The sequence below is a fragment of the uncultured Kluyvera sp. genome (assembly GCF_902485085.1).
In the GTDB taxonomy this organism is placed as follows: Bacteria; Pseudomonadota; Gammaproteobacteria; order Enterobacterales; family Enterobacteriaceae; genus Kluyvera; species Kluyvera ascorbata.
Map to the genome: position 1 here is coordinate 1 of NZ_CABTJS010000066.1, position 11,020 is coordinate 11,020.

Genomic DNA, 11,020 nt, shown 5'->3' on the forward strand with positions numbered 1-11,020 from the left:
AATCCGTATCTTCGAGTGCCCACACAGATTGTCTGATAAATTGTTAAAGAGCAGTGCAACACGGCTTTCGCTCACTGTTGCGAGGTGGCGTATATTACGCTTTCCTCTTTCAGAGTCAACCCTCATTTTCAGGTTTTTCTCTTCAACCGAACCGGCTAGTTAGTGTGAAGTAATTCACGTTTGCCGTCTCAGTGGGTGCGCATTATAGGGAACTTTGTTTTTCACACAACCCCTTTTCTCACTTTTTTTTCTAAGTGTCGCTTTTTCACACTTTTTGCGCTGTAAGTGCGCAATTTGCTTAAATTTTGAGATGAGAAACGCACAGATTGGGTCAATAATGGGAAGAAATCTCATCATGACACCGTTTTAAAGAGGTAAACATGTCTGCCGTTTTACGCCGCTATAAAGATTTATTCCCCGTCATCGGCGATCGCGTGATGATCGACGACTCCAGCGTTATCGTCGGCGACGTTCGTTTAGCCGATGATGTCAGCATCTGGCCACTGGTAGCCGCACGTGGTGACGTTAACTACATCCAGATTGGCGCGCGAAGCAATATCCAGGATGGCAGCGTCCTTCACGTCACGCATAAATCGGCGAAAAACCCAGATGGAAACCCGCTGATCGTTGGCGAGGATGTCACGGTCGGCCATAAGGTCATGCTGCACGGCTGCACTATCGGTAACCGCGTGCTCGTGGGGATGGGTTCTATATTGCTTGATGGCGTAGTAGTAGAAGACGATGTGATGATTGGTGCCGGCAGCCTGGTTCCGCAGCATAAGCGCCTGGAGAGTGGCTATCTTTATCTGGGAAGCCCGGTTAAGCAGATCCGTCCGCTGAAAGAGGCCGAACTCGAAGGGTTACGCTATTCGGCCAATAACTATGTGAAGTGGAAAAACGACTATCTGGATCAGGACAACCACACCCAGCCGTGATTGTCTTCCTGCTGCTCACGAATAAGATCGCTGGCTTCTTCTTCCAGATCCCAGCGATTCTCACGGAATAGCGATAACCACTGCTGGGGCTGCTCCCCGCCAAAGCGGCGCGTCATGACATCTGCCCTGAGCGCACACATGAGCTGCATACCATTTACCAACGCCGGGAAGCAGACCACCTGTAGATCCTCTCGCCATTCCTCCCGTTCAGGAAACTGAATAGCCTGATTCATACGCCCAACTCTCGTTTAAGAGAAGCAATGACCGGTTCAACGTTTGGCAGAATACCGTGCCACAGTAAAACGGCATGCGCCGCTTGCCCCACCAGCATACCTAGCCCATCGGCATAGCGTTTTGCGCCGTGCTGAACACACCATGCCAGAAAGGCTGTATCTCCTTTCTGATAGAACATGTCATAACAGCAAACATGACTATTAATCAGTGAAGCGGGGATGGGTGGCGTCTCCCCTGCAATACCGCTGGAGGTGGCATTAATAATAAGGTCAAACTCATGCCCGGAAAGTTCAGACATCGCCTGCGCGCTCACGCTACCAGTATGTCGGAATAGCTCAGCTAGTGTCTGAGCTCGGGCATGCGTACGGTTGGTAATCGTCACGTTACAGTCTAAAGAGAGCAGCGGCAGCAGTACGCCACGGGCCGCACCACCAGCACCAATAAGTAGCACGCGAAAACCTGGTTTAATCAGCCCCAGTCGTTCAAGGTCGCTCAGCAGACCAATCCCGTCGGTGTTATCCCCAAGAATTCGTCCGTCATCAAGACGCTTAAGCGTGTTGACCGCCCCCGCCAGCGCAGCACGCTCCGTCAATTCATCTGCGCGGGCAAACGCTTCTTCTTTAAAAGGAACGGTGACATTTGCCCCTTTTCCTCCCTGCTTGAAAAAAGTTTCCAGGGTTTCAACGAAACCATCCAGCGGTGCCAACATGCGCCCGTAAGGGTGAGTAATGCTCAGCTGTTCAGCGAACTGCTGATGAATGAATGGCGACTTGCTGTGCGCTATCGGGTTACCAAAAACAACATAGCTTTCCACGGTTTACCCCTGGCGGAAACGTTCGCCCGTCAGGGCATCAAGAATTTCAGATGGGTTGAGGCGGCCCCCTGTCGGAGCATCTACCACCGGGAAGTCATTGCCAAACTGCGCAAGCACTTCTGCAGTTGTCCGGCACGGTGGCAGCCCCGTCAGATTGGCGCTGGTAGAAACCAACGGTTTACCGTAAGCCTCGCAGAGCGCAATCACCACCGGGTGATCCGTGACGCGAACGGCCAACGAGCTAAAGCGACCGGTCAGCCAGCCTGGCGTGGTTGATTTCGCCGGGAAAACGAAGGTCACCGGACCTGGCCAGCGGGCAAACACGGTGGCGCGCTGCTCATCGGTCAGCATGCTGTCGTCAATATAAGGTTTAAGTTGTTCGAAGCTCGCAGCAATAAGGATGAGACCTTTCTCTACCGGGCGCTGTTTCAACGCCAGCAGATTCATGACGGCTTCTTCACTATCGGGATCGCAGCCGACGCCAAACACGGCTTCGGTTGGATAAGCGATGACTTCTTTATTATTCAGAGCAACAACCGCACGCTGTACGGCCTCTGATGGCAGGTTTTTATTCACTGATTTGTTTCGCCGGTACCGGCTTTCCACATTGTTTACTGGCACAAAAGCGTTTTACGCCCTGCGCCGTTTTCTTTTCGATAAGCAGCGGGTAATGGCACTCGGGGCACTCCCCCGCTACCGGTGTGAAGTTAATGACGAACTGGCAATCCGGATAGCGATCGCAGGAATGAAAGTTTTTGCCATAGCGAGAGCGGCGCTGTACCAGGTGACCTTGTTGGCACGCGGGGCAGACGATGGCCGTTTCATCTGGCTTATCAATAACTTCAGTGTGGTCACATTCAGGATACTGACTGCATCCGATGAACATGCCAAAGCGCCCCTGGCGCAACACCAGCACGGCACCACACTCAGGACAAGACTGCCCCTCCAGAATTTTGACGATATGTCCGTCCGCCTGGCTTTTCAGGGGACGAACGTAATCGCATTCCGGATAATGGGAACAGCCAAGAAACGGCCCGTGTTTACCGGACCGTATGACCAGTTCGGCCCCGCACTGTGGGCAGGGCTCGTGTTTAGGCACCGTAAACAGTGCAGATTTGACCATAACAACTCTTGATGCCACAAAATGAATTAATGCAGCATACCTTCATTCGTCTCGAAGAGTAATTCTTCCATTTGTTGATAGGCGTTTTCGCAGCCCGGAAGATTGAATAGAACCATCAAAATGACCCATTTCAGCTCTTCCAGCTCAAACTCTGCTGTATCTAACGCCATGACGCGTTCAATAACCATCTCCCGCGTTTCGAGGTTCAGCACCTGAATCTGCTCAAGGAATAACAGGAATCCCCTACAGCTAGCATCCAGTCGTTGACTCTCTTCCTCGGTAAAAATACGCACGGAGAGAGGATCGGACGCAAGCTGCATCGGTTCTACGAGGCCTTCCTGATAGTCGGCGAGCTTTTCCAGCCATATCAGCGCGTTGAAGATGTCTTCACGTTCGAACCCTGCATCGGTGAGATCCCGAGTGAGTTTGTCCTGATCTACGCGCATGTCTGTTTCGGTATGGATGTAGGTCTCAAACAAATACATTAGTACGTCGAACATGGCCTGCCCTCCTTAATCGGACATAGCCGCCGGGTACAGCTGCGATCCACCCTGCTAACTCCAGTTCAAGTAGCTGAGCCACGGTTACTGGCACAGGTTGGCCGGCACGTTCAGCGACGACGTCAACAGGTGTTACCTCATCTCCTACGTTAGCCAGGAGCTCAGGAAATGGCAATGCTACACATTCCTTATCTGCGCAATTATTTATCATTTCTGGCTTATCGGACAAATGTCTGTTTAATTCTGGAAAAAGCGCCAGAAAATCCTCAGGTTCCGTTACCGTCATGGCACCCTGCTTAATAAGCCAATGCGGCCCTTCCATGCCCGAGTTACCCAGCGGCCCAGGGAGCGCGTAAACCTCTCGCCCCTGCTCCAGAGCACATCGCGCTGTGACTAACGAACCACTGCGCAACGCCGCTTCCACCACGAATACGCCGCGACTTAGCCCGCTGATAATCCGGTTACGACGCGGGAAGTTGTAAGGCGCAGGCGTGGCATTCAGCGAGAACTCTGACACCAGCGCGCCGCCGCGCCCAACAATGTTGTCGGCAAGCGCCCTGTGTCGATGGGGATAAATGTGGTTCAGGCCGCTCCCGAGGACCGCGATCGTTTTACCGTCGGCTTGTAAGGCACTTCGATGGGCAACACCATCAATGCCCAATGCCAGGCCGCTTGTGATAGTGATCCCAAGATGCGCCAGCGCTTCACAAAAATAACGCCCCCATCGTTCGCCATAGTGGGAATGCTGACGGCTGCCGACGACGGCAAGTTGGGGTGTACTTAGCAACGCCAGACTCCCTCGCACGCACAGTACCGCAGGATAATCACGGATAGCGCGAAGCGGAGCAGGATAATAGGGTGAGTCCGCAAACAGCAAATGATTACCCGGCGTTGCGAGCCACGCCAGGGCTAACGCCATATCCGCAGAAGTTAACGAGAAAAAACGTTCAGTCTGTTTGACATTTAAACCTGCTAAATGAAGCGTCTGCCGGGTAATTTCTCGTGCCTGGCGAAGTGCGCACATGACCTGCAGCATCTCATCGCCGTATAAATCATTTACCTTCACCAGCCGGAAGGCTATCTCTTCTGGGGACATCCTTTCCTCCTTGCCACATACGGCACCAGCAATCCTTGCGATTGGTCAGTGATGCTGTCAATTAGAGGGGGTTTTGTCTAGAATAGAGGTAATAATCTTTCCTACTCCTGAACAGAACTCTGGATATTTATGGCAGTTTTGCAAGTGTTACATATCCCGGACGAGCGTCTTCGCAAAGTCGCTGCGCCGGTAAAAGAAGTGAATGAAGAAATTCAGCGAATTGTCGACGATATGTTCGAGACAATGTACGCCGAGGAAGGTATTGGTCTCGCGGCAACGCAGGTCGATATCCATCAACGCATTATCGTTATCGATGTTTCTGAAAATCGTGACGAACAACTGGTGCTGATCAACCCTGAGCTGTTGGAAAAAGACGGCGATACCGGGATTGAAGAGGGCTGCCTGTCTATCCCTGAACAGCGGGCACTAGTGCCACGTGCCGAACGCGTGAAAATTCGCGCTCTCGACCGCAATGGCAACCCGTTTGAGCTCGAGGCTGACGGCCTGCTGGCTATCTGTATTCAGCACGAGATGGACCACCTGGTCGGTAAACTGTTTATCGATTATCTTTCTCCGTTAAAACAGCAACGTATTCGTCAGAAAGTTGAGAAACTGGATCGCCTGAACGCGCGTGCCTAAGGATAAGGATTAACGTGTCAGATTCACTACGTATTATTTTTGCGGGTACCCCTGACTTTGCAGCGCGTCATCTTGACGCGCTGTTGTCGTCTGAGCACCAGGTCGTTGGCGTATTTACCCAGCCCGATCGCCCTGCCGGTCGCGGCAAGAAGCTGATGCCAAGCCCGGTCAAAGTACTGGCCGAAGAGAAAGGCATTCCGGTATTCCAGCCGGTCTCGCTGCGCCCAGAAGAAAACCAGAAGCTGGTATCAGACCTACAGGCTGACGTGATGGTCGTGGTCGCCTATGGGCTTATCCTGCCAAAAGCCGTGCTGGCTATGCCACGCCTTGGCTGCATCAACGTCCACGGTTCTCTGCTCCCACGCTGGCGCGGCGCAGCGCCTATTCAGCGTTCGCTGTGGGCTGGCGATACGGAAACCGGTGTGACCATTATGCAGATGGATGTTGGCCTGGATACGGGTGATATGCTGCATAAGCTCTCCTGCCCGATTACCGCTGAAGATACCAGCGCGAGTCTTTACAACAAACTGGCAGAGCTGGGACCTCAGGGGCTACTCCATACGCTACATCTGCTAGCAACGGGTACCGCGAAGCCTGAAGTGCAGGATGAAGCGCTGGTCAGCTATGCCGAGAAGCTCAGCAAAGAAGAAGCGCTTGTTGACTGGACGCTCAGCGCAGCACAGCTCGAGCGCTGCATCCGCGCCTTCAACCCGTGGCCAATGAGCTACATCGTCATTGATGAGCAGCCGGTAAAAATCTGGCAGGCAACGGTGATTGATAAACCGGCGGGAGCTGAGCCAGGCACAGTCCTCGAAGCCACGCGCCAGGGGATTCAGGTCGCTACTGGCAATGGGATTCTGAACCTTATCTCGCTGCAGCCTGCGGGTAAGAAGGCGATGAGCGCGCAGGATCTGCTGAACTCACGCCGGGAATGGTTTGTACCCGGCAACCGTCTACTCTGACGGTTCATACCTTTTAAAGCCCGGAGTCTCCGGGCATTTTTATTTTTACGGTTATGAAAAAACATCTTAATTTACGCAGCATGGCGGCTCAGGCCGTAGAACAGGTCGTCGAAAAGGGGCAGTCGTTGAGCAACGTACTGCCTGCATTGCAGCAAAAAGTCACCGATAAAGACAAAGCACTGCTGCAGGAGCTTTGCTTCGGCGTGCTTCGTACGCTCTCCCAGCTTGAGTGGATGATTCAGCAGCTGATGGAACGTCCAATGACGGGCAAACAGCGCACCGTTCACTACCTGATTATGGTCGGCTTCTATCAGTTGTTGCATACCCGTATTCCACCGCACGCCGCGCTGGCCGAAACCGTTGAAGGCGCCGTGGTTATCAAACGTCCACAGCTTAAAGGGCTGATCAACGGGGTATTACGCCAGTTTCAACGTCGTCAGGAAGAGCTGCTTTCTGAGTTTTCGCAAAGCGACTTACGATTCCTGCATCCTTCCTGGCTGGTCAAGCGCATCAAGAATGCCTATCCACAGCAGTGGGAAGCCATTCTTGAGGCCAATAACCAACGCCCGCCGATGTGGCTGCGCGTTAACCGTAACCACCATTCTCGTGATGCCTGGTTAGCATTATTAACCGAAGCCGGCATGACCGGTTTCCCGCACCCGGACTATCCGGATGCCGTGCGGCTGGAAACGCCTGCGTCGGTGTTAGCTTTGCCAGGCTTCGAGCAGGGCTGGGTTACCGTACAGGATGCATCCGCTCAGGGTTGCATGCGCTATCTACAGCCGGAGAACGGTGAACAGATCCTCGACCTGTGCTGCGCGCCTGGAGGCAAGACCACCCATATTCTGGAAGTCGCACCACAGGCTGACGTGCTGGCTGTTGATGTTGATGAAAAGCGTCTGTCACGCGTTTACGACAACCTCAAACGCCTTGGCATGAAAGCCACCGTTAAGCAGGGTGATGGCCGCTATCCAGAGCAATGGTGCGAAGAGCAGCTGTTCGATCGCATTCTGCTGGATGCACCATGCTCCGCCACCGGGGTAATCCGTCGCCACCCGGACATCAAGTGGCTGCGCCGCGATCGCGATATCCCTGAGCTGGCTCAGCTGCAGGCTGAAATTCTCAACGCCACCTGGGCTCGTCTGAAGCCGGGCGGGACGCTGGTTTATGCGACCTGCTCTATTTTACCGGAAGAGAACCAGCAGCAGATTGCTGCGTTCCTGGCGCGTACGCCGGATGCCGTGCTCAGCGATACGGGAACCGCTGAACAGCCAGGCCAACAGAATTTACCGGGCGCAGAAGAAGGCGATGGTTTCTTCTACGCTAAGCTAATCAAGAAGTGATGAGATAACGGGTCGCAACTGATGAAAATTATCATTCTGGGTGCCGGGCAAGTTGGCGGTACGCTGGCGGAAAACCTGGTCGGCGAAAATAACGACATCACGATTGTCGATACTAACGGCGAGCGTCTGCGCAGCCTGCAGGACAAGTTCGACCTGCGCGTTGTGCAGGGTCACGCCTCTCATCCCCGGGTACTGCGCGAAGCGGGCGCCGATGATGCCGATATGCTCGTCGCGGTGACCAGTTCAGATGAAACCAATATGGTTGCCTGTCAGGTCGCCTACTCGCTGTTCAACACACCGAACCGTATCGCACGTATCCGTTCTCCGGACTACGTGCGCGATGCAGAAAAACTGTTCCACAGCGATGCCGTGCCTATCGATCACCTGATTGCGCCAGAGCAGTTGGTTATCGACAATATTTACCGCCTGATTGAATATCCGGGGGCGCTGCAGGTCGTCAACTTTGCCGAAGGTAAAGTGAGTCTGGCGGTGGTTAAGGCCTATTACGGTGGGCCGTTAGTTGGTAATGCTCTCTCAACCATGCGCGAACATATGCCGCATATCGATACTCGCGTTGCGGCCATTTTCCGTCACGATCGTCCAATTCGCCCGCAGGGCTCAACGATCGTGGAAGCTGGGGATGAGGTCTTCTTTATTGCCGCATCACAGCATATTCGGGCGGTAATGAGCGAGCTTCAGCGTCTGGAGAAACCGTACAAGCGCATTATGCTGGTCGGCGGCGGGAACATCGGTGCAGGTCTGGCTCGCCAGTTGGAAAAAGATTACAGCGTGAAGTTGATTGAACGTAATCAACAACGTGCGGCAGAGCTTGCTGAGAAACTACAGAATACGATCGTTTTCTTTGGCGATGCGTCGGATCAAGAGCTGCTGGCGGAAGAGCATATTGATCAAGTGGATCTGTTTATTGCCGTTACCAACGATGATGAAGCAAATATCATGTCGGCAATGCTGGCCAAGCGAATGGGCGCCAAGAAAGTGATGGTGCTGATCCAGCGTAAAGCCTACGTTGATCTGGTGCAGGGCAGCGTTATCGATATTGCGATCTCCCCGCAGCAGGCCACGATCTCAGCCCTGCTGAGCCACGTGCGTAAAGCCGATATCGTCGGCGTGTCATCTCTGCGCCGCGGCGTTGCCGAAGCCATTGAAGCCGTTGCGCACGGTGATGAAAGCACGTCACGCGTGGTTGGCCGTGTTATTGATGAAATTAAGCTGCCACCAGGCACAATTATCGGTGCTGTCGTTCGTGGAAATGACGTGATGATTGCCAATGACAATTTACGCATTGAGCAAGGGGATCACGTGATAATGTTCCTGACCGATAAAAAATATATTTCGGATGTGGAACGCCTGTTCCAGCCAAGTCCCTTCTTCCTCTAATTTCGCAAAGGCGCTCAACAGAGCGCCTTTTTTATTAACCTTCTATTATTTAAGGGTTAATTAATGCCAGCATATTTATTATCCCCAATGGAAATTAAATAAACATTTGTTAAACTTATAAACGTCAGCTAGCACAAGGGAGAATAAAATGAGCATTATTAAAGAGTTTCGCGAATTCGCGATGCGAGGAAATGTTGTCGATTTGGCAGTGGGTGTCATTATTGGTGCAGCGTTTGGCAAGATTGTATCGTCTTTAGTTGCGGACATCATCATGCCACCACTCGGGCTATTAATTGGCGGGATTGATTTTAAACAGTTCGCAGTAACACTACGCGACGCGCAGGGCGATGTACCAGCAGTGGTCATGCACTACGGCGTATTCATTCAGAACATTTTTGATTTTGTGATTGTTGCTTTCGCCATCTTTATGGCCATTAAGCTTATCAACAAGCTTAACCGTAAGAAGGAGGAGCCAGCTGCCGCTCCGGCACCAAGCAAAGAAGAAGTGCTGCTGTCTGAAATTCGCGACCTGCTGAAAGAACAGAACAACCGTTCTTAATCAGACCGCAGAAAGCAGAAAGCCAGTGGTAAAAAAGCGCATCGCTTGTTTGCCACTGGCCTCCCGTTCATACCCCTTACCGTGTTTTTCTTTCCGCAGATAGCTACCTTTCCCTTTCTTATTTTTTTCTACGCGCTGACGAAACAGCGGATCATGTAATAGGGCTTCAATGGCATTGTCTTTAATCTGACCCTTAGTATGCTGATAGCGGCTCATAACATCTCCTGATTGTGTGTTTATTACGCGGCGAGTGTAGACCCAATTATGCGAACACTCAACTCGCATTTTACGATGCGCCCGCACCCTCTTCAAGAATGCCAAGGATAGAACAGTGCTGGCTGCTATGCGCAGTCCCACAGCAGGCATCATTCAGCTGCTTCAGTGCACGCTGCATCGCCTGTAACTCTTCAATGCGTGACTCCACTTCACTCAAGCGAGCCTGAACGATCCCTTTCGATTCCTGGCAGGTATGATGCGCGGGATCCACGCGGATCGAGAGTAGCTCGCGGATCGACTCAAGGGTGAACCCCAGCTGTCGGGCATAGCGGATAAACTTCAGACGCTGGAGATCGTCCGCGGTATAAAGACGGAAGCCGCCTTCAGTGCGAATATCATGGCTCATCATCTGCTGTTTTTCATAATAGCGCACGGTGTCCGGCGTGACGCCAGCGAGTTTTGACAGCTCACCAATCCGGTACATAGCTACTCCTCGTTAATTTTGCTCATCAGCTTATCGGCATAGTCACCGCGCAAAAAATCGGTGCTTAATCCTGCCTGCTGCAACTTCAGCTCCATCAGCGCCAGCCGACGGCTCAGTTCCTGGTAGCGCTCATCTTCCCGACGAATACCTTTCAGCAAATCGGCCAATTCAACGGCCTGCTTACGCTGCTCAAGTTCCGGAGGCAAACACCCTGCATTCTTCAGCAATCGGTAGCCAGATCGTAACGCTTCGGGTACGGCTGAGTCATCGTCAAGCGCCAGTGGTTCACCCTGGCCAGGCAAATTATCAAACTCACCTTTGCGCTGTGCGTCGGCAATATGACGTTCGGCCCATTGATCCAGTAACCACATACAACTACTCCGGAGAAATGAACAGAAAAGATACGACTATTGTAGAAGGGTGGGGGTAGCGAGGATATAAAAAAACCCGCCGAGGCGGGTTTTTTTACTTTACTACAGATTACTCTGCAGCTGCTTCTGCTTTCGATTCTGAACGATCAACCAGCTCGATGTAAGCCATCGGCGCGTTGTCGCCTGCACGGAAGCCACACTTCAGAATGCGAGTGTAACCACCGGTGCGGCTCGCGAAACGCGGGCCCAGTTCGTTAAACAGTTTTGCCACGATCTCGTTATCACGAGTACGGGCGAATGCCAGACGACGATTAGCAACGCTATCAGTCTTGGCAAGAGTAATCAG

General features: G+C 52.6%; 16 protein-coding genes. 6 read left to right on the top strand and 10 right to left on the bottom strand.

Features of this window, described 5'->3' with window-relative positions:
• The first annotated feature begins 380 nt into the window (after positions 1-380).
• Complete coding sequence (locus tag RDN66_RS07420) at positions 381-935, top strand: gamma carbonic anhydrase family protein (protein WP_035895013.1); 555 nt, start codon at positions 381-383, stop codon at positions 933-935.
• Here the strand turns inward: RDN66_RS07420 and RDN66_RS07425 are convergent.
• The 6 genes from RDN66_RS07425 to dprA are packed head-to-tail and all read right to left on the bottom strand — an operon-like array spanning position 911 to position 4,702.
• Positions 911-1,168 carry a DUF1488 domain-containing protein gene (locus RDN66_RS07425; RefSeq protein ID WP_202217088.1) on the bottom strand — a complete coding sequence of 86 codons (258 nt, stop codon included), beginning with the start codon at positions 1,166-1,168 and terminating at the stop codon, positions 911-913. The genes RDN66_RS07420 and RDN66_RS07425 overlap by 25 nt on opposite strands.
• A complete protein-coding gene (gene aroE, locus RDN66_RS07430; RefSeq protein WP_202217087.1) occupies positions 1,165-1,983 on the bottom strand; it encodes a shikimate dehydrogenase in 819 nt (272 codons plus the stop codon). The genes RDN66_RS07425 and aroE overlap by 4 nt, the downstream gene beginning before the upstream one ends.
• 3 nt (positions 1,984-1,986) lie before the next feature.
• Entirely contained in the window at positions 1,987-2,559 is a 573-nt protein-coding gene (gene tsaC / locus RDN66_RS07435) for an L-threonylcarbamoyladenylate synthase type 1 TsaC (protein WP_202217086.1), read from the bottom strand.
• A complete protein-coding gene (locus RDN66_RS07440; RefSeq protein ID WP_072011405.1) occupies positions 2,552-3,106 on the bottom strand; it encodes a type I DNA topoisomerase in 555 nt (184 codons plus the stop codon). The genes tsaC and RDN66_RS07440 overlap by 8 nt, the downstream gene beginning before the upstream one ends.
• 26 nt (positions 3,107-3,132) lie before the next feature.
• Positions 3,133-3,606 (bottom strand): DUF494 family protein Smg, encoded by a 474-nt coding sequence (gene smg, locus RDN66_RS07445; protein WP_123650834.1) that lies wholly within the window; start codon positions 3,604-3,606, stop codon positions 3,133-3,135.
• Entirely contained in the window at positions 3,578-4,702 is a 1,125-nt protein-coding gene (gene dprA, locus RDN66_RS07450; RefSeq protein WP_202217085.1) for a DNA-protecting protein DprA, read from the bottom strand. The genes smg and dprA overlap by 29 nt, the downstream gene beginning before the upstream one ends.
• 129 nt (positions 4,703-4,831) lie before the next feature.
• On the opposite strand from dprA, the gene def reads away from it, so the two are divergent.
• From def to mscL, 5 genes are all read left to right on the top strand, one after another.
• Positions 4,832-5,341 carry a peptide deformylase gene (def, locus tag RDN66_RS07455; RefSeq protein ID WP_035895006.1) on the top strand — a complete coding sequence of 170 codons (510 nt, stop codon included), beginning with the start codon at positions 4,832-4,834 and terminating at the stop codon, positions 5,339-5,341.
• A gap of 14 nt (positions 5,342-5,355) precedes the next feature.
• Complete coding sequence (gene fmt, locus RDN66_RS07460) at positions 5,356-6,303, top strand: methionyl-tRNA formyltransferase (RefSeq protein ID WP_035895005.1); 948 nt, start codon at positions 5,356-5,358, stop codon at positions 6,301-6,303.
• A 53-nt stretch (positions 6,304-6,356) separates the two neighbouring features.
• On the top strand, positions 6,357-7,646 hold the full coding sequence (gene rsmB / locus RDN66_RS07465) for a 16S rRNA (cytosine(967)-C(5))-methyltransferase RsmB (RefSeq protein ID WP_202217084.1): 1,290 nt from the start codon (positions 6,357-6,359) through the stop codon (positions 7,644-7,646).
• 21 nt (positions 7,647-7,667) lie between these two features.
• Complete coding sequence (trkA, locus tag RDN66_RS07470; RefSeq protein WP_035895001.1) at positions 7,668-9,044, top strand: Trk system potassium transporter TrkA; 1,377 nt, start codon at positions 7,668-7,670, stop codon at positions 9,042-9,044.
• Positions 9,045-9,192: 148 nt separating this feature from the next.
• A complete protein-coding gene (gene mscL, locus RDN66_RS07475; protein ID WP_035894999.1) occupies positions 9,193-9,603 on the top strand; it encodes a large-conductance mechanosensitive channel protein MscL in 411 nt (136 codons plus the stop codon).
• Here the strand turns inward: mscL and RDN66_RS07480 are convergent, their stop codons facing one another.
• The 4 genes from RDN66_RS07480 to rplQ form a co-directional block, all read right to left on the bottom strand.
• Positions 9,604-9,819, bottom strand: a complete 216-nt coding sequence (locus RDN66_RS07480; RefSeq protein ID WP_202217082.1) for an alternative ribosome-rescue factor A — start codon at positions 9,817-9,819, stop codon at positions 9,604-9,606.
• Positions 9,820-9,889: 70 nt separating this feature from the next.
• On the bottom strand, positions 9,890-10,303 hold the full coding sequence (gene zntR / locus RDN66_RS07485) for a Zn(2+)-responsive transcriptional regulator (RefSeq protein ID WP_035894995.1): 414 nt from the start codon (positions 10,301-10,303) through the stop codon (positions 9,890-9,892).
• Between the two features lie 2 nt (positions 10,304-10,305).
• On the bottom strand, positions 10,306-10,674 hold the full coding sequence (locus RDN66_RS07490; protein ID WP_035894994.1) for a DUF1992 domain-containing protein: 369 nt from the start codon (positions 10,672-10,674) through the stop codon (positions 10,306-10,308).
• 109 nt (positions 10,675-10,783) lie between these two features.
• On the bottom strand, positions 10,784-11,020 hold a 237-nt coding region (gene rplQ, locus RDN66_RS07495), incomplete at its 5' end, for a 50S ribosomal protein L17 (RefSeq protein ID WP_308537746.1).